This window comes from Nocardia ninae NBRC 108245, from assembly GCF_007990755.1.
Lineage (GTDB): Bacteria > Actinomycetota > Actinomycetes > Mycobacteriales > Mycobacteriaceae > Nocardia > Nocardia ninae.
In genome coordinates, this window is the sequence record NZ_BJXA01000041.1 from 1 (window position 1) to 20,654 (window position 20,654).

Annotated in this window: 22 protein-coding genes; 14 read left to right on the forward strand and 8 right to left on the reverse strand. The window is 67.3% G+C overall.

Annotated features, from left to right (window positions below):
* Both NN4_RS25940 and era read left to right on the forward strand, forming a co-directional pair.
* A partial coding sequence (locus NN4_RS25940; protein WP_147136566.1) for a cytidine deaminase-like protein occupies positions 1 to 296 on the forward strand: 296 nt, incomplete at its 5' end.
* Entirely contained in the window at positions 289 to 1,206 is a 918-nt protein-coding gene (gene era, locus NN4_RS25945; RefSeq protein ID WP_147136570.1) for a GTPase Era, read from the forward strand. The genes NN4_RS25940 and era, both read left to right, overlap by 8 nt.
* A 32-nt stretch (positions 1,207 to 1,238) precedes the next feature.
* Here era and NN4_RS25950 read toward each other — a convergent pair whose 3' ends face one another.
* Positions 1,239 to 4,343 carry an NACHT domain-containing protein gene (locus NN4_RS25950; RefSeq protein ID WP_147136573.1) on the reverse strand — a complete coding sequence of 1,035 codons (3,105 nt, stop codon included), beginning with the start codon at positions 4,341 to 4,343 and terminating at the stop codon, positions 1,239 to 1,241.
* A gap of 336 nt (positions 4,344 to 4,679) precedes the next feature.
* Between NN4_RS25950 and NN4_RS25955 the strand changes: the two genes are divergently transcribed.
* The gene (locus tag NN4_RS25955; protein WP_147136576.1) at positions 4,680 to 5,525 is read left to right on the forward strand and encodes a hypothetical protein; all 846 of its coding nucleotides are present in this window, start codon (positions 4,680 to 4,682) and stop codon (positions 5,523 to 5,525) included.
* 624 nt (positions 5,526 to 6,149) lie between these two features.
* Here the strand turns inward: NN4_RS25955 and NN4_RS25965 are convergent.
* Complete coding sequence (locus NN4_RS25965; RefSeq protein ID WP_147136578.1) at positions 6,150 to 7,595, reverse strand: amidase; 1,446 nt, start codon at positions 7,593 to 7,595, stop codon at positions 6,150 to 6,152.
* 149 nt (positions 7,596 to 7,744) lie between these two features.
* On the opposite strand from NN4_RS25965, the gene NN4_RS25970 reads away from it, so the two are divergent.
* Positions 7,745 to 8,611 carry an alpha/beta fold hydrolase gene (locus tag NN4_RS25970; protein ID WP_147136581.1) on the forward strand — a complete coding sequence of 289 codons (867 nt, stop codon included), beginning with the start codon at positions 7,745 to 7,747 and terminating at the stop codon, positions 8,609 to 8,611.
* Positions 8,598 to 9,197: a TetR/AcrR family transcriptional regulator gene (locus tag NN4_RS25975; protein WP_147136584.1), complete on the forward strand. Its 600-nt coding sequence runs from the start codon at positions 8,598 to 8,600 to the stop codon at positions 9,195 to 9,197. The genes NN4_RS25970 and NN4_RS25975 overlap by 14 nt, the downstream gene beginning before the upstream one ends.
* Positions 9,198 to 9,212: 15 nt before the next feature.
* Here the strand turns inward: NN4_RS25975 and NN4_RS25980 are convergent, their stop codons facing one another.
* Complete coding sequence (locus NN4_RS25980; RefSeq protein ID WP_159080204.1) at positions 9,213 to 9,593, reverse strand: Aca2/YdiL-like domain-containing protein; 381 nt, start codon at positions 9,591 to 9,593, stop codon at positions 9,213 to 9,215.
* 141 nt (positions 9,594 to 9,734) lie between these two features.
* Here NN4_RS25980 and recO point away from each other — a divergent pair, with 141 nt between their 5' ends.
* From recO to NN4_RS26015, 7 genes are all read left to right on the forward strand, one after another.
* Complete coding sequence (gene recO, locus NN4_RS25985; protein WP_135235594.1) at positions 9,735 to 10,487, forward strand: DNA repair protein RecO; 753 nt, start codon at positions 9,735 to 9,737, stop codon at positions 10,485 to 10,487.
* Positions 10,488 to 10,537: 50 nt separating this feature from the next.
* Complete coding sequence (locus NN4_RS25990) at positions 10,538 to 11,356, forward strand: isoprenyl transferase (RefSeq protein ID WP_147136752.1); 819 nt, start codon at positions 10,538 to 10,540, stop codon at positions 11,354 to 11,356.
* A complete protein-coding gene (locus NN4_RS25995) occupies positions 11,353 to 11,781 on the forward strand; it encodes a YbjN domain-containing protein (RefSeq protein WP_107654913.1) in 429 nt (142 codons plus the stop codon). The genes NN4_RS25990 and NN4_RS25995 overlap by 4 nt, the downstream gene beginning before the upstream one ends.
* An 82-nt stretch (positions 11,782 to 11,863) precedes the next feature.
* Positions 11,864 to 12,829: an ABC transporter ATP-binding protein gene (locus NN4_RS26000; protein WP_147136589.1), complete on the forward strand. Its 966-nt coding sequence runs from the start codon at positions 11,864 to 11,866 to the stop codon at positions 12,827 to 12,829.
* A 1-nt stretch (position 12,830) separates the two neighbouring features.
* Positions 12,831 to 13,616 carry an ABC transporter permease gene (locus NN4_RS26005; protein ID WP_147136592.1) on the forward strand — a complete coding sequence of 262 codons (786 nt, stop codon included), beginning with the start codon at positions 12,831 to 12,833 and terminating at the stop codon, positions 13,614 to 13,616.
* Positions 13,617 to 13,823: 207 nt separating this feature from the next.
* Complete coding sequence (locus NN4_RS26010) at positions 13,824 to 15,002, forward strand: sensor histidine kinase (protein WP_147136595.1); 1,179 nt, start codon at positions 13,824 to 13,826, stop codon at positions 15,000 to 15,002.
* A 57-nt stretch (positions 15,003 to 15,059) separates the two neighbouring features.
* Positions 15,060 to 15,665 carry a response regulator transcription factor gene (locus NN4_RS26015; RefSeq protein WP_147136598.1) on the forward strand — a complete coding sequence of 202 codons (606 nt, stop codon included), beginning with the start codon at positions 15,060 to 15,062 and terminating at the stop codon, positions 15,663 to 15,665.
* Between the two features lie 45 nt (positions 15,666 to 15,710).
* On the opposite strand, the gene NN4_RS26020 is transcribed toward NN4_RS26015, so the two are convergent.
* On the reverse strand, positions 15,711 to 16,136 hold the full coding sequence (locus NN4_RS26020; protein WP_135235600.1) for a hypothetical protein: 426 nt from the start codon (positions 16,134 to 16,136) through the stop codon (positions 15,711 to 15,713).
* 282 nt (positions 16,137 to 16,418) lie between these two features.
* On the opposite strand from NN4_RS26020, the gene NN4_RS26025 reads away from it, so the two are divergent.
* Positions 16,419 to 16,694 carry a YggT family protein gene (locus tag NN4_RS26025; protein ID WP_147136601.1) on the forward strand — a complete coding sequence of 92 codons (276 nt, stop codon included), beginning with the start codon at positions 16,419 to 16,421 and terminating at the stop codon, positions 16,692 to 16,694.
* Between the two features lie 83 nt (positions 16,695 to 16,777).
* Here NN4_RS26025 and NN4_RS26030 read toward each other — a convergent pair whose 3' ends face one another.
* Entirely contained in the window at positions 16,778 to 17,383 is a 606-nt protein-coding gene (locus NN4_RS26030) for a TetR/AcrR family transcriptional regulator (RefSeq protein WP_147136604.1), read from the reverse strand.
* A gap of 102 nt (positions 17,384 to 17,485) precedes the next feature.
* Here NN4_RS26030 and NN4_RS26035 point away from each other — a divergent pair, with 102 nt between their 5' ends.
* Positions 17,486 to 18,460, forward strand: a complete 975-nt coding sequence (locus tag NN4_RS26035) for a hypothetical protein (protein WP_147136607.1) — start codon at positions 17,486 to 17,488, stop codon at positions 18,458 to 18,460.
* Between the two features lie 119 nt (positions 18,461 to 18,579).
* On the opposite strand, the gene NN4_RS26040 is transcribed toward NN4_RS26035, so the two are convergent.
* The 3 genes from NN4_RS26040 to NN4_RS26050 form a co-directional block, all read right to left on the reverse strand.
* The gene (locus tag NN4_RS26040; RefSeq protein WP_147136610.1) at positions 18,580 to 19,563 is read right to left on the reverse strand and encodes a hypothetical protein; all 984 of its coding nucleotides are present in this window, start codon (positions 19,561 to 19,563) and stop codon (positions 18,580 to 18,582) included.
* Positions 19,564 to 19,688: 125 nt separating this feature from the next.
* A complete protein-coding gene (locus tag NN4_RS26045) occupies positions 19,689 to 20,135 on the reverse strand; it encodes a Fur family transcriptional regulator (RefSeq protein ID WP_147136613.1) in 447 nt (148 codons plus the stop codon).
* A 3-nt stretch (positions 20,136 to 20,138) separates the two neighbouring features.
* Positions 20,139 to 20,489, reverse strand: a complete 351-nt coding sequence (locus tag NN4_RS26050; protein WP_107654920.1) for an ArsR/SmtB family transcription factor — start codon at positions 20,487 to 20,489, stop codon at positions 20,139 to 20,141.
* Between the last annotated feature and the right edge of the window lie 165 nt (positions 20,490 to 20,654).

Genomic DNA, 20,654 nt, shown 5'->3' on the forward strand with positions numbered 1-20,654 from the left:
CGGCCATCCGCGACACCGACGGACGCACCTACGCGGCGGGCGAGGTGAGCCTGACGGCGCTGCGCCTGACCGCCCTGCAGTCGGCGGTCGCGGCCGCGATCTCCAGTGGCGCAGAGGGATTCGAGGCGGCCGTGGTGGTCGGCGGACGGTTGTCCGATTACGGGGTCACGGCGGTCCGCGAAGTGTCGCCCGAAGCCAAGATCATCTTCACCGACCGGGACGGTGCGGTCTTCGAGATCGTCGACGACTCGCAGCTCGCCGTCGACGCGGAGTCGGCCGAGGTGCACGGTGGCTGACGGCCAGGGTAACGCCGAATTCCGTTCCGGCTTCGTCTGTTTCGTCGGTCGCCCGAACACCGGCAAGTCGACGCTGACCAATGCCCTGGTCGGCCAGAAGATCGCGATCACCTCCTCGCGCCCGCAGACCACCCGGCACACCATCCGCGGCATCGTGCACCGCGACCACGCCCAGCTCATCCTGGTCGACACCCCCGGCCTGCACCGCCCGCGCACCCTGCTCGGCCAGCGGCTGAACGACCTTGTGCGCGATACGTATTCGGAAGTCGACGTGATCACGCTGTGCGTGCCCGCCGACGAAAAGATCGGTCCCGGCGACAAGTGGATCGTGGCGCAGATCAAGCAGATGGCGCCCAAGACCACCGTGCTCGGCGTGGTCACCAAGATCGACAAGGTGGGCCGGGACCAGATCGCCGAACAACTCCTCGCGCTGTCGAACCTGCTCGGCCCCGACGCCGACGTGGTGCCGGTGTCCGCGGTCAAGGGCGAGCAGATCGAGGTGCTCGTCGACGTCATCGCCTCGAAAATGCCTGAGGGGCCTGCGTTCTACCCCGATGGTGAGCTCACCGACGAGCCCGAGGAAACCCTCATGGCCGAGCTCATTCGTGAGGCGGCGCTGGAAGGTGTTCGGGACGAACTGCCGCACTCGTTGGCGGTGGTGATCGAGGAGATCCTGCCGTACGAGGAGAGGGAGGACATGCTCGATGTGCATGCGATCCTCTACGTCGAACGGCCCAGCCAGAAGTCCATCATCATCGGTAAGGGTGGGGCTCGGCTGAAAGAGGTCGGGACGAATGCTCGCCACCAAATCGAGCATATTCTCGGGACGCGGATCTATTTGAACCTGCATGTGAAGGTGGCCAAGGATTGGCAGCGGGATCCGAAGCAGTTGGGGAAGCTGGGGTTCTGAGAGTCGGGCGACTAACGGTGTCGCCTTCGGCATCACCGTTCCCGTCGTCGCCGTGCCATGGGCGTCACGATCAATCGCCGGGGCGCCTTCGGCTCTGGGATGGAAGCCAGATCAACCGCGCGGCCATCCACCCCGGCACAGTCCTTCAGCGAAATCGTCTCCAGCAGTGGGAAATCGCCGAAGGGTGTGAGGTCATCCGGGAGAGTGACCGCAGCCAACTCCAGTGATCGGAGCTGGGGCAGCGTGGCGGCCAGTGTGGGCAGGTTGTCGACGAGATCGCAATCGGCCAGGGTCAGGCTTTCGAGGTGCAATGCTCCGCCGACTGTGGTGAGTGCGGTGGGTGCGCCCTCGCCGCTGAGACTGAGCTCGCTCAGATCCACGAGGCAGGTCAGATCGTATTCCGCCGGAACCGGCTCGAGGCCGAGCGATCGCAGCTGAACAGGTAGCGATGCTGCGGTCAACTGCGGCAGCGACTTCCAGCCCACCAACTGAAGGTGGCGAAGGCCGGTGCATGCTGCCAGCCCGTCCAGGCCGTCGAGCACTGCCTGATGGTCATTCGTGGCGAGCACCAGCTTGCGGAGGTAGCCGAGGTCGCGTGCAGCGGCCAGCGCCCGCAGATCATTGACTCCGGTCAGCCGGAACAACGAGAGCAGAGGGGCTGCTGGTAGTCCGTCGGCTGCCAGTGTGCCGATGCTCGAGGGGAATTCCACGATCAAGGATCGGAGGTTGTCGAGCCGAACGGTGGGCTTCCACTGGCGCGGGCGAAACAGCCAGAGGTCGAGACCGGGCTCCGGCGGGAAGTTGGCGAGTACTTCATCGGCGTATTCGGTCGGGTCGTAGTAGTCCCAGGTGGCGATCAGCTCCTGCCGTATTTCTTCTCGCGTGTCCTCGGTGTAGCCGCCCAGCAACCGCAATGAGGCAGGCCCACCGATGAGTGCTGCCGTCCGCACCGTCGTCATCGCGCTCACGTCGGGAACCTCCTCGAGATTCTTCGGCAGATATCGCAGCAACGGCTCGCCGACGGCCACGAGCGAAGCAGCCTCATCGAGGTCCTGCGGCGGGACGAGCCCGGCGATCGTCTCGTCCAGCCGCTGGGCCAGTTCGCCCGAGAGCGACTCGATCGTTTCCCAGCACGACGCGGCCAGCAGCCGTAGGTGTCGCTCGTTACGGTCGTCGTCGGTCGCGCGGTCGAGCAGGCCGGTGATCAGCTCACCGCGCTGGCTGCTGTTGGCGTGGCCGGCTGCCATGATGACCGTGTCGTGCCATACGTCCAGATGAGCGCGTCCGACGAGGTTGCCGATGCGATCTTGCGCGGCGGCCTCCGCTGCCGCGAGATATTCCTGAAAGGTTCGGTGCACGAAGTCGATTCGGCCGTCGGCAGGGGATCTCAGGATGCCCGATCGATTGAGCAGATAGTCCAATACGTCCCGCGGGTCGACCTCCAGATGGCGCATGGACGCGATCTTCGTGGCGACATATCCTGCGGCCCTGCCGATGTCGACTTCGTTGAGATTGTTGTCCGACAAACGCCAGGCCAGATCGCGGAGCACGGTGACCTTGTCGGTCAAGCTGAGCGAAGCCCCTTGCGCGCTGGGGATATGCCGCTCCGCATCGCGCCGCTGCACGAGCAGATCAACCGCGATCTGATACAGCTCCATGCGATTGCGCGGCAGCTGTCGCTTACGCCTCAGGTGCAACGAACACAGCATCGCGGCAAGAAGCGGGTTCGCGGCCAACGCCTGCAGATGTGGGCGATCCCGGATACTGGCGATCAGGGCGCGTTCGTAGTCGGGCAATTCCGTCGGTGCGCACGGCAGACGTTGTCCACTCTCGCCGACGGCTTGATGCCATTGGCGGACGAAGGCATTCAGATCCGACTGTGTCATTCGCTCGAGCTCGACCGGCGTGAAATCGGTAGTGGCGAGCCAATCGTGGTGGGCGGCAGCTGGTCTGGAGGTAACCACCATCCTGGTCAGCGGGTAGGCGTTGAGTAGCAGAGTGATCCACTGCCGGACCTTGTCGCGATCTGCGGGAACAAGTTCGTCCACGCCGTCGACCAGCAACAAGATCTGGCCGCTCGCCAGTTGACGATCAACCCAGGCGTCGGGCATGTGGCTCGTCAGTGGCCCCGCCGCGTCATCGAGCAGCTCGTGCAGCTTGGGTAGCTCGCGAGCGGTGTAGCTGCGCAGCCTGAGCAGCACCGGGACCAGCCCATTCCATCCGGCGAGGTCGCCGGTGAACGTCGCGCGAGCCGCGGTGACCGCCAACCAGCGCAGCAGTGTCGTCTTGCCGGATCCGGCTTCGCCGCGCAGCAGGATTCGCAGCTTTCGGCTCAAAGCTGCCTCGACTCGTCCGCCGCCGAGTCCTTGTTCATCGGCCTGGCGCCTGTCACCGAACCACAGGTAGTTCTGGCCGACCACTCGCAGACTGACGTAGGCAACGGAAAGCTTTGTCCGCAAAGGCTGTTCGACCGCGAAACTGAATAGTTCCACCTCGTCGAGTGTCCGGCTGATCAGCTCGAGATACTCGCGGCGAAAGGCGGCGTCGTGGTCGCTGCCGTCCGGTGCGTACAGCGAGCGCTTGGGCAGTCGCTCGAGGACCTGCCCGACCTCACTACCCAATCTGTCGACGCGCCTGAGCAACTCGGGCACCGCCCGTTCGACGAACACCGGCAGGTGGCGCACGATCTGCACATAACAGTCGCAGCATTCCGCGACGAGCTGTTCGTACAGCGCCGATCCCGCGGCGCTGAGCCAATCCGGCGTCCGTACCGTTTCGCGCATTCGCCGGGCCAACTGCGCCGGATCGGCATTCGACGCGAAGATCGCGGCATCGGACAGATCGGCCTGCTCGAAGGTGTCCACCACCGCATCGACGACCGCCGTGTGCTCACCCTCATTCATCCCGCGAAACTCATGGGCGAGCATGGGTTCGAGCCGTTCGGCCACCGCGTCCGCGATCTGTTCGAACTGTCGCTTGACGCTGCGCTGCGGGCGAAAGCCAGGAATGTGTTGCCGGATCAGGTCGTCCATATCGGAGCGCCGAGCTTGGTCGCTTTGCTGTTTCGCCAGCAGCAGCTGCGCCGCCCGCCCCACCAGCGCGGTACCGAGCCTGACCGCAACGAGTTCCGCGCTCATGTGCCCCCTGTCGCAAGGATGCGCTGTCCGATCCACCTCGTAGCCCTCGATGATGCCACCGCTGTCCGACACCTCGCGCAAACTGCGGATAATCGCGGCCAGACCAGTTCTTTCGGCGCCCCGAGTCAGACGGTGGGCACACCGGACACGACCGAATCGACGGCCGGTTGCCCGTCGCGCTGCTCCAGTGTTCGCGCAACAACCTTCCGGGGTCCGTTGGACGGACCGAACCGTGTCCTCCGAGGCCGGTCGGCCGCCAGTCTGGAGGCGTGTTCCGCCGACGCGACAAGTCGGATGGCTCGATCCGTAAGTCATGTCAGATGGGGAGGATTCGTTATGGGCAATGTCAACGGGGATTCGACGGTCACCGATGTGCCTGCCGTGGCCGGTGCGCATACGGCGGACGGGGTCGGTGTGCTGGGAACCAGTAGTACCGGATTCGGTGTTCGTGGCGATGGCCAGGGTCCGGGTGCCGGTGTCGTCGGGGTGAACAATTCGGCTGCTCCTGGGGGGAATGGTGGGTGGTTCGAAAGTGCTGAGGGGGAGGGGGTTCGGGGTTGGTCGAAGAATCCGAACCATGGCGCGGTGGTCGGGGTCAACACTGGCGGCGGCACCGCGGGATTCTTCGAAAGTGCTGAGGGCGAGGGTGTCCGGGGGTGGTCGAAGAACCGGAACCATGGCGCGGTGGTTGGCGTCAACACCGGCGGGGGTGATGCGGGGTTCTTCGAGGGCAATGTCTACATCACCGGAAAGGTCACCGTAAGAGGCGATCTCATGCTCGAAGGTGCGGACTACGCGGAGGCGTTGACCACGACCGACGATACCGTGGCGGAGGGGCTGGTCGTCGTGCTCGGCGCGGACGGCGAAGTTCACCCGTGCACCCGCGACTACGACACGGCCGTGGCAGGCATCGTATCCGGCGCGGGCGGTGTGAAACCGGCCATCGTGCTGGACCGGCAGGACAACAGCGCGCATATCGCGCTGATGGGCAAGGTGTGGTGTGCGGCCGATGCCGACAGCGCACCCATCCGCCCCGGCGACCTACTCACCACATCGGCGACGCCCGGCCACTGCCGCCGGGTCACCGAACCCGCACGTGCATTCGGCGCGGTGATCGGCAAAGCGCTGACCTCGCTGGCCGACGGTCGAGGTTTCGTCCGAGTCCTCGTCAGCCCGCGCTGACGCGCCGGTGGAATTTGTCATGGTCGCGTTGCGTGAGCCGCACAAAATTCGTCCCGATGGGTCCCAGGCTTTCGGTGCGGGCGCGGCGCGGGTGCGGCTGCGCGCTGCAGGTGCAGGTGCAGGTGCGATGCGGCTGCGGGCTGCGGGCTGCGGGCTGCGGGTGCAGGTGCGGCTGCGGGCTGCGGGTGCAGGTGCGGATGCAGGTGCAGGTGCGGCTGCGCGCAGCGGGTACGGGTGCGGGTGTCGGCCGCGGTACCGCGAGCGAACCCGCCCCAGCATGACCGCCGAACCCCGAAATCCGCACCCTTTCTCGGGATCTGCACTGACTCCAGGGCCCTAGAGCGAGTGCGGGTCCCGAAAGAAGGTGCGGCATTTCATCTCGACGGAGGGCCCGCGGTGGATCGCGAATCCGGTGGGCCGTGCTGTGCCGGCCTGCGGGGTGTTCTCGCTTCGAGGGCGGAGGCGGGGGTGCCTCCGCAGTGAGACAGCCACCATGGGTTGGGCCGCGCCTGCGTGCTGCCGTGGGCCGTGCATGACCGCCGGCGGGGCGTCAGCGAGGCAGCTACCATGGTTTGGGCTGCGGCTGTGTGCGGTCATGGGGTCCGGCAAGACCGGCGGCGGGCTTCAGCGAGACAGCCACCACGGGGTGGGGCGTTCCCGTTCCCAGTGCAATTCCGACTCCAGTTGCGCGGCAACTGAAATCAGCAACGGTTCGGTGGCCGCCGTGCCCATCAGCTGGGCGCCGACCGGCAGTCCAGCCTCGGTGAACCCGGCGGGCACGTTCACACTCGGCCAGCCGAGGACGTTCCACGGCCAAGTGTAGGGGCAGGCGGCCGTGATCAGGTTGTTGGTGGCGTGCACGCCGATGCCGTCGATGTCCTCGGCACGCGGGGGAGGTGTCGCGGTGGTGGGGGCTAGGACGAGGTCGTAGTCGTGGAAGAAGCTGCCGATGCGCTTGTGCAGCAAGGGTTCTGCCTGGCGGGCGGCGAACAGGACGGGTCCGTCGAGGAGTCTGCCCAGCCGGGTATTGGCGATGGTGCGCGGATCCACCTGGGCGCCAGGGAATTTCTGGTGTGCCGCGCGGATACCGGCCATCGATCGCGGCAGGAAAGACGCGCCGATCAGCAGTCCGTAGTGCAGGTCGGCGACGGTCACCGTGTGGCCCAACTTGCGTAGGGTGTCGCCGATGCGTCGCACCGCTGCCGCTACCTCGGGGTCCAGTGCGGTCCGTGTCGCGGTGAACGGGGTGCGTAGCGAGAGTGCGATGCGCAGTCTGCCGGGATCGCGGCCGATGGCCGCGCTTGCGGAAATCGGTGCGGGAGTGTGTAAATCGCCGTCGTGCGGTCCTGCGGCCACGTCGAGCAGTAGGGCCGCGTCGGCGACGGTGCGGGCCAGTGGCCCGTTGACGGTGAGTCCGTAGAACGCTTCGGCATGCGGCCAGGTGGAGATCCGGCCGCGCTGCGGTTTGATGCCGACGAGGTTGGTCCATGATGCGGGGATGCGGATGGAGCCCGCACCGTCGGAACCCAGTGCGGCAGGGGCCAATCCGGCCGCGACCGCCGCCGATGATCCGCCGGAGGAGCCGCCGGGCGTATGGTCGGCCGACCACGGGTTGCGGGTGTGGCCGAAGGCGGCCGCGCTGGTGAACGGGAGTTGTCCGAGCTCGCAGGTGTTGGTCTTGCCGACGATCACCGCGCCGGCCGCGCGTAGCCGCCGAACCGATTCGGCGTCTTCGGTTTTCGGGGCGAAGCTGCCGCCGCAACCGAATGCGGTCGGCTCACCGGCGATGTCGGTGTCGTCCTTCACCGCGACCGGCACACCCAGCAGCGGTAACCGTTCGCCTGCCGCGAGGCGCCGGTCGGCGTCGGCCGCCTCGGCGAGCGCGCGCTCCCGGCGCACGATCCGAAACGCGTTGAGTGTCGACTGCGCGGCCTCGATGCGATCGAGAGCGGCGCCGACGGCGGCAACAGAGCTGAGCGTGCCCTGCGCGAGGGCGGCGGCGTGATCGGCCAGTCCGAGATCACCGGTCTGCGTCTCGGCCGCCTGCCGAGTGGGGTCGGGCACCGTCATCGTGAGCTCCCTCTCGTCGCACTTTCGGAAGACGGTATCGCGCACCTGGTCAAGTGACTAGTTCGTCTATCTGGGCCGATGGACGGGACAATAGACATACATACCGAATGTATGTAAAAGTGAACCCACCGCAACGCTCTGGAGGAACGATGGGAATCAGCACCGAACTCGGCCCCGCCCGCGAGGTAGACCTGCCCGGCGGCCGCATCCGCTACCACGACACCGGCCAGGGCTCCCCGGTGGTTTTCGTGCACGGCCTGCTCGTCAACTCCGATTTGTGGCGCAAAGTCGTCCCCGGCATCGCCGCCGCAGGCCACCGCTGCCTGACCCCCGACTGGCCGCTCGGCGCCCACCAGATCGCGATGCCCGATGCGGACCTCACCCCATCCGGCGTCGCCGATCTCATCGCAGCCTTCCTCGAGCGTCTCGACCTGCAAGACGTCACCGTGGTCGCCAATGACACCGGCGGCGCGATCACCCAGGTGCTGATGACCCGTCACCCGGCCAGGATCGGCCGCGTGGTGCTCGCCGCGGTCGACAGCTATGAGGGTTTCCTCCCGAAACCGTTCGCACTGTTGTCCTGGCTGGCGCGGATCCCGGGTTCGATGCGGCCGGTCATCGAGTTGGCGCGCATTCGTGCGCTGCACCAGACGCCACTGGTGTTCGGGATGGTCGCCAAGCGCCGGGTACCGCCGGAGATCGCCGACTCCTATCTGGCGGGCCCGCAGCAGTCCGGCGCCGTCCGAAAAGATTTGCGCCTGTTCCTGAAAAACGCGCACCGGCGCTACACGCTGGAAGCCGCGTCCCGCTTCCCGTCGGTCGATATCCCGGTGCTGCTGGTGTGGGCGCGTGAGGACAAGATTTTCCCGATGTCGTACGCCGAACGCCTGGCCAGGGACCTGCCACACGCGACATTGAAGGTCATCGACGACTCGTACACCTTCCTGCCGGAAGACCAGCCCGAGTTGCTCACCGAGTCGATCCTGGAGTTCACTCGGCTGCATGCGACGCCGTAGCCAGGAGGACCGTTCCCGCACCACCAGGGCCGCGCTCGAACAGGCCGGACGGCGGCTGTTCACCGAGCGCGGCTTCGCGGCCACCTCGGCGGAGGAGCTCGTCACCGAGGCCGGGGTCACCCGCGGCGCGCTGCACCACCACTACGGCGACAAACGCGGCCTGTTCCTCGCGGTGCTGGAACAGATCGAGGTGGAGACCACCGAGGAGATCGAAAAAGCCATCGCCGCAGTCGATCCCGATGATGTGATGGCCGGGATGGCAGTGGGCCTCAGCGTTTTCCTGGAGATCTGCCAGCGCCCCGCCATGCTGCGTATCGCGCTCACCGACGCGCTTGCCGTGATGGGCTGGCAGGCCTGGCGTGAATTCGAGAATCAGCACGGCCTCGGCATGATCACCGCGCAGTTGGAACGTGCCCGCGCCGCGGGTCTGATCGCCGACGCTCCCATTCAGGTTCTTGCCCAGTTATTGCTCAGCGCGCTCACCGAGTCGGCCTTGATCGTCGCGCACGCCGACGACCCGGACCGTGCCCGCGCCGAAGCCCAGCAGTCGGTGCTGCTGCTCATCTCCGGCATCGTGCGGACCTGAATCCGCACCACGTTCTTACTCCACGAATTGCAGCTCTACCTGCGGTAATTCGACCATGACCCGGGCGCAGACGGCCCGGTGCCAGGTGGCCGGATAGCGGGTGTCCGGCTCGTGCCTGCAGTAGTCGTCGTTGGTGCGATAGGTGTGCAGGCGCGGGGAGATCTCGCCGGCGCCGATGGCGTCGACCATCGCCTCGACGACCTGTTCGGTCTCGTCGGCGATCTCGGCCAGCTCGCGGGCCGCCGTGTCCGGGATCTGGAAGGCGCCCCGTTCCCACCGTTCCACGGTGCGTTCGGCGACGGCGAAGAGCCGGGCGCACCAGGGCACCGGCAGGCCGAGTAGTTCGCGAGTGGCCCGGAACCCGGCGGCGGTTCCGGTACCAAGTAGGTCGTCCAAATCCGAAAACCCCTCCCGAGCAGTGCGGTAGAGAAAAAGAATAGGTCAGTGCGCCGACCCGCATGGGGGATTCGTCGGGGAAGTGGCAGAGGTGATGCCGCGCCTGCCGAAGGCTGTCGGGTCCTCGTGCGAGGATGAGTCGTGCGTTTGTATCGAGATGTGGCGGTGGTGGTACGCCAGCACAAGCTGGGCGAGGCGGACCGCATTGTCACGTTGCTGACGCGCCAGCACGGATTGGTGCGCGCGGTGGCCAAGGGGGTGCGCCGCACCAAATCGAGATTCGGGGCCAGGCTGGAGCCGTTCGCCTACATCGACGTGCAGCTGCATCCGGGACGCACACTGGACGTGGTCACCCAGGTGCACACCGTGGAGGCGTTCGCCGCCGACATCATCGACGACTACGGTCGCTACACCACAGCCTGCGCGGTGCTGGAAACCGCCGAACGGCTGGCAGGCGAGGAGCGCGCCCCGGCGCCGCGACTGCACGCGCTCACCGCGAGCGCGTTGCGCGCCATCGCCGCCAAGCAACGGCCCCATGAGTTGATCCTGGACGCATTCCTGTTGCGCGCCATGGGTTTCGCGGGCTGGGCGCCCGCACTGGACGAATGCGCCAAGTGCGCGACGCCGGGCCCGCATCGGGCGTTCCACGTCGCGGCCGGGGGAGCGGTGTGCGTGCACTGCCGCCCGCCGGGTGCGGCGACACCGGCCGCAGGGGTGCTCGATCTGCTCGTCGCGCTGCTGCGCGGGGAATGGGCCTACATCGAGACGGTGCCCGACGGGGTGCGCAGGCAGGCCAGCGGCCTGGTCGCCGCGCATCTGCAATGGCACCTGGAACGGCAGTTGCGGACGTTGCCGCTGATCGAGCGGTCGAGCCCGGTGCGCTCGCCCGCCTGATCCCCGGGTGGGCGGAGACCTTCACAAGGCCTCCACAACCATCAGGCAGGATAGGGGCCGTGATCCTCCGCCGAGACTCCTCCACCGCGACCAAGTCGGGCGCACCCCGCACTGTTCGTCCGCCCTCGCAGCACCCCTCGGGCGCGCGTCCGCCGGAAATTCCGGCCGTGCTGGTGCCCAACCACGTCGCGCTGGTGATGGACGGCAACGGCCGGTGGGCACAGGAACGCGGACTGCCGCGCACCGCGGGCCACGAACGCGGCGAGGCCGTGCTGATGGACACCGTCGAGGGGTGTATCGAGATCGGCGTGAAGTGGCTCTCGGCCTACGCCTTCTCCACTGAGAACTGGCGGCGCAGCCCCGAGGAGGTGCGCTTCCTCATGGGCTTCAACCGTGACGTGATCCGGCGCCGCCGCGACGAGATGAACGAGATGGGCGTACGGGTGCGCTGGGCCGGGCGGCGACCTCGGTTGTGGCGCAGCGTGATCAACGAACTCGAGGTCGCCGAGGAGCTGACCAAGGACAACACGGTGATGACCCTCACCATGTGCGTCAACTACGGTGGGCGCGCCGAAATCGCCGACGCGGCAAGGGAAATCGCGCGACGGGTGGCGGCGGGGGAGATCGATCCGGAGAAGGTCACCGAGGCGACGCTGGCGAAGTACATGGACGAGCCGGACATGCCGGACGTGGACCTCTTCCTGCGCCCCTCCGGTGAGTTCCGCAGCTCGAACTTCCTCATCTGGCAGTCCGCCTACGCCGAATACGTCTACCAGGACACCCTGTTCCCCGATTTCGACCGGCGCAACCTGTGGGCCGCGTGCCTCGAGTACGCTTCGCGGGACCGCCGCTTCGGCGGCACGAAATGAACGGCGGCGCGGACATGGAATCATCGGTGACCCCGGAACACGAACTGCAAGCCCGCGCAGGCGCCTGTCTGTCGCTCTACGACATCGACGTGCGCGTCGACCCCGAAGGCTCGATCGGTTTCGAGTACGAGGGCGCGCTGTGCTCGCTGCGCGCGGTGAGTCTCGCGCCCGGCCTGGACGTGCTCACGCTCACCTGCGTGCTCGCCTGGGACCGCCCGATCAAACCCCAGCTGCACAAGCGGGTAGCCGAGCGGAACAACGCGCTGCAATTCGGCTCGCTCACCGTCATCGCGCACGACAAACTCGCCGACATCATCCTGCGCTACACCTTCCCCGCCGCCGGACTCGACGACCAAGCGCTGGCCACCATGCTGGTCCTCGTGCTGTCCGGCGCCGGGCGGGCTCGCCAGGGTCTGCTGCCCTGATCCCCGCCCCATGACAACTGTCATGGGATTCTCGTGACATGCGTGCGGGGTTTTCGGAGCGCTGGTGCGCGAACGTTAGGGCATGACATCAGCACTGACGACCGCGGCCGTCTTCGCCGCGGCCGGCGGTTCGCGGCCTAGGCACGCGGCGACGCCGGCGATCGAACTGCACGATCTGCGTAAGAGTTTCTCGGTACCGAATGGTGGCGCGGTCCGGGCTGTCGACGGGCTCGATCTCGTCATCGAGCCGGGCGAGATCGTCGCGTTCCTCGGGCCCAACGGGGCCGGTAAGACCACGACCCTCGACATGATCCTCGGGTTGGCGATGCCGGACTCCGGCACGGTCGAGGTGTTCGGTGGCTCGCCCGCGGCAGCGCTTGCGGTAGGCCGGATCTCGGCAGTGCTGCAATCCGGCGGGCTGCTACCGGATCTCACCGTCGGGGAGACCGTGCGGATGGTCGCCGCGTTGTACGCGTGCGCGCGTCCGGTGGACGAGGTGCTGGCCAGGGCGGGCATCGCCGAGATCGCGGGCCGCATGGTCGGCAAATGCTCCGGCGGGCAGCGCCAACGGCTGAGGTTCGCACTAGCGCTGCTGCCGAATCCCGACCTCATCGTGCTCGACGAGCCGACCACCGGCATGGACGTGGAAGGGCGCCGGGACTTCTGGAACGCGATGCGGGAGGACTCTCGGCGCGGCCGCACCGTCGTGTTCGCGACCCACTACCTGGACGAGGCCGACGCCTACGCAGACCGGATCGTGCTGGTCCGGGCCGGGCGGGTGGTCGCGGACGGTAGCGCCGCCGAGATCAAGAACCTGGCTGCGGGCCGTTCGGTCACTGCCACCCTGCCCGGCGCCGTGCCCACCGCGCTGCTCGCCATGCCCGGCGTCGACGACGTCGAGGTGCGCGGCGAGCGAATCGTCGTGCACACCAAGGACTCCGATGCGATAGCCCGCTACCTGCTCACCGAAACCATGGCGACCGACCTCGAAATCACCTCGCACAACCTCGAATCCGCGTTCCTGGCGCTCACCACCGGAGACAACTGAGATGACAACCCTTACCCCACCGGCCGTATCGCGGCACCGGCGCACCCCGCTCGGCGGCTTCAGCGTCGGCTTCCTGCGCGTCGAACTGCGCCGCGTGCTGCGCAACCGCCGGACACTGATCTTCACGCTGCTCCTACCGCCGCTGTTCTTCGTCATCTTCGGCCTGCAATCCGATTTCCGGACACAGTCTTTCGGCTCCGGCAACGTGACCGGCTACGTCATGGTGTCGATGGCCGTCTACGGCGCGCTGCTGGCCACCACCAGCGGTGGCGCGATGGTGGCGATCGAGCGTGCGCAGGGCTGGAGTCGCCAACTGCGGCTCACCCCACTGCGTCCGGTCGCCTACATCGCCACCAAGGTCGCCGTCGCGATGGTGCTGGGGCTGGCGTCGGTCACCGCAGTGTTCGTCGTCGGTGCCGCGCTCGGCGCCCAGCTGACACCGGTCGCGTGGGTGAGTTGCTTTCTGCTCGCCTGGCTCACCTCGCTGGTCTTCGCGGCCTTCGGGCTGTTCGTCGGCTATCTGCTGCCGTCGGAGAATGTCATGCAACTGCTCGGCCCGCTGCTCGCGGCGCTGTCCTTCGCGGGTGGGTTGTTCGTTCCGCTGCACGGGTGGTTCGGCACGGTGTCGAAGGTGTTCCCGACCAACGGCGTCGCCACGCTGGCGCGGGTGCCGTTCGGCGACACCAGTGCGGGGTCGATCGTATTGGCGGTGCTGAATGTCGTCGGCTGGGCCGCGGTGTTCGTCGGGGGATCGGCGATGCTGTTCCGCCGTGACACCGCACGCTGAACTATCGGGCGTGGCACGGCCGTCCCGCTCGCGGGGTGGACGGCCGCGACGCGCCATCCCGGGATCGGTGCGGAGCACAGTTCTCGCGTCGGTCCCGGGACGGACTGTGCCGAGGCTGACCGAGCCGGGTTCGGTACCGTCTGTCCTCGTGATCGACCGAGGCCCGCGAGCTAGCCGGCGCGTCCTGTCGCGTGCCAGGAGTGCGGGATGGGCGTGAAGTCCGGGCTCGCCAAGCTGCGCGCGGGCGGTGTGTCCAGCCTGATCGACCGCGCGCTCGAGGATCAGTCGTTCGCGGTGCGTCCCGGCCGACGCGGTTGGTTCGGCGTGCTGCTCGCGGTCGTGTGGCTGGGGTGGTTGATCGCCCCGATCGTGCAGCGGTGGTCGCGCGGGGAGGCGGCCACCGCCGGCCTCGCGGCGGTATGTCTGCTCGCGTTCGCGGCGCTCATCGTCGGTTCTATCCGAGGTTTCCCACGATCGGGTCCCGGCGATCTCCTCGAGGAGCAGCCGACCGACCGGCGGATCTGGCTGGTGCTCGCGGCGCTGGTGGCACTGCACGTGGCGTTGGTGCTGCTGCTCGGTGCCGTCGCCTTGCCCACCGTGATCTACGTCGCGGTGATCGGAATATTTCACCTGACCCAGCGCGAATCCGGCTACGTCGTCCTCCTCGTGATGACCGCGCTGCTGCTGCTTCCGGTGCTCGCGCCCGGCCGGAGGCTGGCCGATGGGACGTTCTACCTGGCCTTCATCCCCGCGGGCATCTGGGTGGCCAGGCAGCTCGGGCTGCGCGGCGAGCGACTCGCGGAGCTGGCCCGGCGCCAGCGCGCCGAACTCGAGCTGGTGGCCGAACGCAACCGCGTGGCCCGCGACGTGCACGACATCCTCGGCCACTCGCTGACCGTGATCACGGTGAAAACCGAACTCGCGCAACGACTCATCGATCTCGACCTGAGTCGGGCGAAGACCGAGCTCGCCGATATCGAGCGACTCGCCAGGGAGGCGCTGGCGGGGGTGCGCGATACCGTCGGCGGGTTGCGTGAGGTCACGCTGCGCGGCGAACTCGCCAATGCGAGAACGGCATTGGCTGCTGCGGACATCGCCGCCGAGCTGCCGGACGCAGCGGACGTACCGCACAGTGAATTGTTCGGCTGGGTGCTGCGCGAGGCGATCACCAATGTGATCCGGCACAGCGCGGCCCGGCACTGCACGGTGACGGTCACGGCGGCGAGCATCGAGGTGGTCGACGACGGTCGTGGCCTGGGGGTGAGCGCGGCGTCCGGCGCTGGGCTGACCGGTCTTCGCGCGCGCGTCATGGCCGTCGGCGGAACGTTGACGTTGTCCGCGCCTGCGGAAGGGGGCGTGCGTGTTCGTGCCACGGTCCCCGAGTAAGGCCGTCGAGTCACCGTCCCCGAGCGCGGGGCGATATCGAAACAGGAAGTGGGCCAGATGATCCGGCTGTTGCTCGCCGACGATCAAGCGCTGGTGCGTGGTGCGCTCGCGGCGTTGCTCGGGCTGGAATCCGACCTGGAGGTGGTCGGGGAGGTCGGTCGCGGCGACGAGGTGCCCGACGCGGTCGCGCGCACGAATCCCGATGTGGTGCTACTGGACGTGGAAATGCCCGGCCTGGACGGCATTTCGGTCGCCGCGCGGCTGCACGCCACTCATCCCGGTGTGCGTGTCCTGATGGTGACCACCTTCGGCAGGCCCGGCTATTTGCGTCGGGCCATCGACGCGGGAGCGAGCGGCTTCGTCGTCAAGGACACCCCAGCGAGGGAGCTCGCCGATGCCGTTCGCCGCGTCCACCTGGGCTTGCGGGTCGTAGATCCCGCCCTGGCCGCCGAAACCCTCACCGCGGGTACCTCTCCGCTCACCGCACGCGAACGCGAGGTCCTGTCCGCCGCCTCCGACGGGGCGACCGCAGGCGCCATCGCCAAACAGCTGCACCTCTCCGAAGGCACTGTCCGCAACCACCTGTCGGCCGCTATCGGCAAAACCGGCACCACTACCCGCGCCGAAGCCGTTCGTGCCGCCGAACGGCTCGGATGGCTGTGACTCTGCGCCGCAAGGGTTTTTCGACTGCGGCTGTGCGCTGGTTGATTACGGCAGCACGACGCAGGCGGGGCCGGCGTTGATGCCGGTGCCGACGGTCACCGAGGTGAGGAAGTAGGTCTCACCCGCGATGTATTCGGCCGCCCAGATCTTGTGCTCACCCTTCTTGGCCGGGGTCCAAGTGGTGCTGGCCTTGCCGGAGGCGTCCGCGACCGGACCGACCGGCTTGAACGTGGTGTCGGTCCGGTTTCCGTCGACCTCGTCGAGGAAGACCACCGCGACGCCCGGTCGTGCGGTCGCCGTGACCGTGTAGGAGCAGCCGGTGCCGTAGGAACCGGAGCTACCGAAGCTCAGGCCGGGTGCGATATCGATGCGGGTGACCGCGGCGCCCGCGGTGGGGGCGGCGAGGGCGATCGCGGCGGTCAACGCGCCGAGCGTGGTCACGGTGGCGGCGGTCTTCTTCGAAACGGTCACTGCGGTTTTCCCTTTCGACGAACAGATTCATCCCATGAGGTTCCGACACTTACACAGGTGTAGTCCGCGATCAATGGCCTGGAACGGATCGGACTGCCGGTAGTTTCTGGGGGACGGGCCCGTCGGCGAACGAGTCGTTGCCGTTCAGGCCCCTTGTCCACAGTGCTTGCCGGAACCGACCTGATAGTCGGCTGAGAACCCGGCAAACGCGACACTTTTGACCCCGTCTGCCGCGTTGAGACTGGTGAGAGGGCCAACGCGGCCACCACGAAGGAGTTGGACATGAGCCTCATCGGGACCCTGCTCGGGTACGCCTTGACGGTGTTCATCGTGTTGCTGCTGGCTCGGATGGTGTTCGACTGGATGACGGCACTCGGCAACAATCCGAGCTGGGCCAACCGTCCCCGCGAGCTGGCGCACGCCGCGACCGAGCCGGTGATCGCACCTGTTCGGCGGGTGTTGAAGCCGATCCGCGCCGGCGGGATGGCGATCGATCTGGCATTCACCGTGGTATTCATCGTCGCGCTGATCCTGCGCGGGATCGCGTTCAGCCTCTGATCGGACGGCGAGCCCGCACTGGCGCCGCCGATGGCGGGCCGACCTCCCCGCGCGCACAGGCAGGGTGGATGCCGCGTACTTTGTCAGGCGTCCGGGATCCCGTAGGGCAGTAGCGTGCGGATCCCGCGGGCCAGCGTTTCGGGGTCGACATCCCCGATTATCAAGTGCTGCAAGATGAATCCGGGCAGTACGCCCATGATGGCGGTGGCCACCGCGTGGATGTCGGCGTCGGCGGGGATCCACCCTGCGTCGCGCATGCGCTCGGTGTATTCGTACCAGCGGTCGCGGAGGCCGAGGATCGCCTCTTTCACGTACTGGCCCGCGTCGGGGTCGATGAGCGCCAGTGCCCACGCTTGGGGGGCCAGCCGCAGCGGTCCGTCGGGTCCGCTGTTCGCGACCATGTGCCGGGCGAGGGTGGCGACCAGCACGTCCGGCGTGGGCAGGGGATCGGCGCGGATCAGTTCGGTCATCCGCGCGCGCAGGGGGAGTGTGGTCTGGGTGGCCAAGACCGCGATGATGTCGTTCTTGCTCTTGAAGTAGCGGTACACCGCCCCGGCCGACAGCCCTGATTCGGCGAAGACGTCCTGCATGGAGGTCTCGTGGAAGCCTTTGCGTGCGAAGCAGAGGCGGGCCGCCTCGAGGATCTGCTGCCTGCGACGTTCCAGGTGTTCTTCGCTGACTCTTGGCATGCCTCCAAAGTAAAACGAACATCCGTTCTTGACAAGTTCGTGGCCGCGCGCGACGATATCCGCATCGAAAGAGAACGATCATTCGATTTACGGGAGAACGTCATGAATACGATGCAGCGAGCGCTCGCCGTCGGTGTCGGCGCCGCTTTGCTCCAGGCCCTGATGCTGATTGCATTCGCCTGGCCCGCCGCCAATATCAACCCACGCGATCTGCCCATCGCCGTCACCGGACCGCAAGCCGAGATGGCGACGAGCCGGCTGGCCGAGCACAGCCCCGGCGCCTTCGACATCTCCCGCCCGGCCGACGAGGCCGCCGCCCGCGCCGCCATCGCGGACCGCGAGGTCTACGGCGCGATCGTGACCGGCGACGGGCCGCCCCGAGTGCTCATCGCCTCCGGCGCGAGTCCGATTGTCGCGCAACAACTCACGCAGATCGGCCAGCAGCTGTCCGGCGCCCCGGCGCCTCGGGTCGAGGATGTGGTTGCCGCGGACTCCGACGACCCGCGCGGCACCGCGTTCGGCGCCATGGTGCTGCCGCTGGTGATGTCGGGCATCGCAGCAGGCGTACTGCTGAGCCTGGTGATCCCGACCGTCGCCGGAAAAGCGTTGGGGCTGCTCACCTTCGGCGTAGTCGGCGGTCTGCTGGGCATGGAGATCATCCACGGTTGGATGTCGGTAGTGCCGGGCTCCTACCTCGAACTGTCCGCAGTCGCCGGACTCGTCTCGTTCGCGGTCGCCGGCGCGGTCGTCGGACTCGCCGCGGTAATCGGCCGAGCAGGCATCGGCATTGCCGCACTGACCATGCTGCTCATCGGCAACCCGTTCTCCGCCGCCACCTCGGCCCCGGAACTGCTCCCGCAGCCGTGGGGCGCCATCGGCCAGTTCCTGCCGCCCGGCGCCGCCGCCTCCCTGCTTCGCTCCGTCGCCTTCTTCGACGGCGCGGGCGCTGCGAGTCCCCTTGCGGTGCTGCTGATCTGGTCCGTCGCTGCACTCGCACTACTGGGCGTCGGCGCACTGCGTGGTCGCCACACCGCTGAAACCGCAAGCCCAGCACCGGTTCCCGTCGCCGCGGGCTGAGTAAGCCTGCACCGTCGAGAGTCACCTCCATTCAGGAGGTGGCTCTCGACGGTTTGCATTCATCGAGTTTCAGTCAGCGATTGCGCCGCCGGCCGACTTCGACGTCAGTGTGGCGAATCTCAGCTCACCGTGAACGCGAAGGTTGGTGCGGTGGCCGCGCCCTCTTCCTTCTGGCTGTTGTAGCTCAGCACGTAGTCGCCAGTGGTGGGTGTCGGCAAGACGAACACGACGTAGTTCTTCGGATTGTCGATGGTCTTGCCCGCGTCTAGCAACTCGTTGATCGGGCTGCGGTCGTCGGCGACGACGGTCTTCCCGTCCGGTGTCTTCAACGAGAAGTACTCGGTGAAGATGTTCGCCCCGCCGGCGGGAACCCCTTGTCCGCCAGTAATTTTGATGTGCAACGCGAGTTCGTTCTTGCCGCGCTCGTTCTTGGCGTAGCTCGGGTCGAGCTTGCCCGCGGTCACCTCGATCGTGGTGTGGCCCTGCACCAGCGTGCCTGTGATGGGCAGGGTTTTCGGCTGCACGCTCTCGACTTTGCCTGCGGCGCTGAGCGGAATCTTGGTCTGGTTGTCCGAGGCCTGCCCGTAGACCACGGTCATCGTGTCGAGCAGGTGCTCGGCGTCCTTGGCGGACTCGACCGGTGTGGTCACCTTGCCGGTCGCCGATCCACCGCCGGGCACCGTGGGGTTGTCCCAGCTCGCTCCGCCGTCGACCTCGTCGTCGACCAGCAGTGAGGTGTTGTTGCCCATGGTCTTGTTGTCGAGCGTGGTGTTCTTGTAGGTGATGTCGATCAGCACCTTGGCGCCGCCGTATTCGTCGGGCACGAGGGTGGCCGTGTCGACGGTGATGGCGAAGCCGTCGAACCAGCCGGTCTTGCCGACCGCCCGAACCGTCGACTGCCCGCTTTTGCCGCCCGGCTGACCGTTGGTGACGACGCTGGTGGCTGCGGCACTGCTGGCTACAGCCGAGGTCGGTGTCGCGGTGCCTGCCTTGTCGTTGCATGCCGTCAGCACGAGCGCGGTCGCGCCGATCAGCGCGACCGTTCCTGCGGCGGTGCGGATTCGACGGTTACCCGCCGCGACCGCAGATGGAATCGAGCGCACGCTGCCTCCCAGAAGATGTGCGAACCCAGCGTTCGACACCCGGTTCAGTCCGGGCGTTCTCGGGCTCGCGTTGAAATCTGTCCGGGGAGGGGCGGTGTTAACCAGGGCGCGGTCCGCTGAGCGGACTACTCGACCACGCGGCCGTCGCCATTGCCCGCGGTCGCACAGGCCCGGCACGTGCCGAACACTTCCATGGTGTGGCTGACCTCGGTGAAACCGTGTTCGCGCGCGATGGCACCGGCCCACGCCTCCACAGTCGGGCCTTCCACCTCCACGGTGCGCCCGCAATGCCGGCACACCAGATGATGATGGTGTCCGGTAGAACACTGTCGATAGACCGATTCGCCGGTGTCGGTGCGCAGTACGTCGACCATGCCCGCGTCGGCCAGCGACTGCAGCGTGCGATAGACCGTGGTCAGGCCGATGCCCTCGCCACGCTTGCGCAACTCGTCGTGCAGTTCCTGCGCGGAGCGGAACTCTTCGATATCACCGAGCAGTGCGGCGATCGCACTGCGCTGTCTGGTGCTGCGGATGCCGACCGGCTTCTGCGGAACGACAGTGTTCTCTGACACGAATTACCCTTCCTCGGCGTGCGCGACGGCGTCGACCACGATGTGTGCGAGGTGGTCGTCGACGAGTTCGTACAGCACCTCGCGACCGGACCGCTCGCCGTGTACGACGCCCGCGGACTTGAGGATGCGCAGATGCTGGCTCACCAGCGGTTGGGTCACCCCGAGCGCGTCCACCAATTCGTGCACACAGCGCGGTGACTCGCGCAGTTGCAGCACAATGGCGATGCGGACGGGTGCGGCCAGGGCTCGAAGTAACTCGCCTGCGTCCTCCAGGACGGTCCGCGCCGGGACCAGCGCGGGCGCGGGCGAGCGGTACGGGTTGTGTGGATGGGCGGCGGCGGTCTCGGCGGTCATGGCACCAACTCCTTATTGGAAAGCGATCCCATTTTGATATGCATAGTTGCGCATGTCAAACGGGCGCGCCGGGGGAGCGGGATTTTCCGCGAAGCGCAGGAGGTTGGGCGTGCGGTGGAAAGTCGGTCAGGCAGGGCCGATAGTCTGTCTTCGTATCGTTGCGTA

Excerpts from the sequence above, each read along its gene's own strand:
- NN4_RS25950 (WP_147136573.1), bottom strand. The coding sequence starts at position 4,343 with ATGAGCGCGGAACTCGTTGCGGTCAGGCTCGGTACCGCGCTGGTGGGG.
- NN4_RS25955 (WP_147136576.1), top strand. The coding sequence starts at position 4,680 with ATGGGCAATGTCAACGGGGATTCGACGGTCACCGATGTGCCTGCCGTG.
- NN4_RS25965 (WP_147136578.1), bottom strand. The coding sequence starts at position 7,595 with ATGACGGTGCCCGACCCCACTCGGCAGGCGGCCGAGACGCAGACCGGT.
- NN4_RS25970 (WP_147136581.1), top strand. The coding sequence starts at position 7,745 with ATGGGAATCAGCACCGAACTCGGCCCCGCCCGCGAGGTAGACCTGCCC.
- NN4_RS25975 (WP_147136584.1), top strand. The coding sequence starts at position 8,598 with ATGCGACGCCGTAGCCAGGAGGACCGTTCCCGCACCACCAGGGCCGCG.
- NN4_RS25995 (WP_107654913.1), top strand. The coding sequence starts at position 11,353 with ATGAACGGCGGCGCGGACATGGAATCATCGGTGACCCCGGAACACGAA.
- NN4_RS26000 (WP_147136589.1), top strand. The coding sequence starts at position 11,864 with ATGACATCAGCACTGACGACCGCGGCCGTCTTCGCCGCGGCCGGCGGT.
- NN4_RS26005 (WP_147136592.1), top strand. The coding sequence starts at position 12,831 with ATGACAACCCTTACCCCACCGGCCGTATCGCGGCACCGGCGCACCCCG.
- NN4_RS26010 (WP_147136595.1), top strand. The coding sequence starts at position 13,824 with ATGGGCGTGAAGTCCGGGCTCGCCAAGCTGCGCGCGGGCGGTGTGTCC.
- NN4_RS26015 (WP_147136598.1), top strand. The coding sequence starts at position 15,060 with ATGATCCGGCTGTTGCTCGCCGACGATCAAGCGCTGGTGCGTGGTGCG.
- NN4_RS26025 (WP_147136601.1), top strand. The coding sequence starts at position 16,419 with ATGAGCCTCATCGGGACCCTGCTCGGGTACGCCTTGACGGTGTTCATC.
- NN4_RS26030 (WP_147136604.1), bottom strand. The coding sequence starts at position 17,383 with ATGCCAAGAGTCAGCGAAGAACACCTGGAACGTCGCAGGCAGCAGATC.
- NN4_RS26035 (WP_147136607.1), top strand. The coding sequence starts at position 17,486 with ATGAATACGATGCAGCGAGCGCTCGCCGTCGGTGTCGGCGCCGCTTTG.
- NN4_RS26050 (WP_107654920.1), bottom strand. The coding sequence starts at position 20,489 with ATGACCGCCGAGACCGCCGCCGCCCATCCACACAACCCGTACCGCTCG.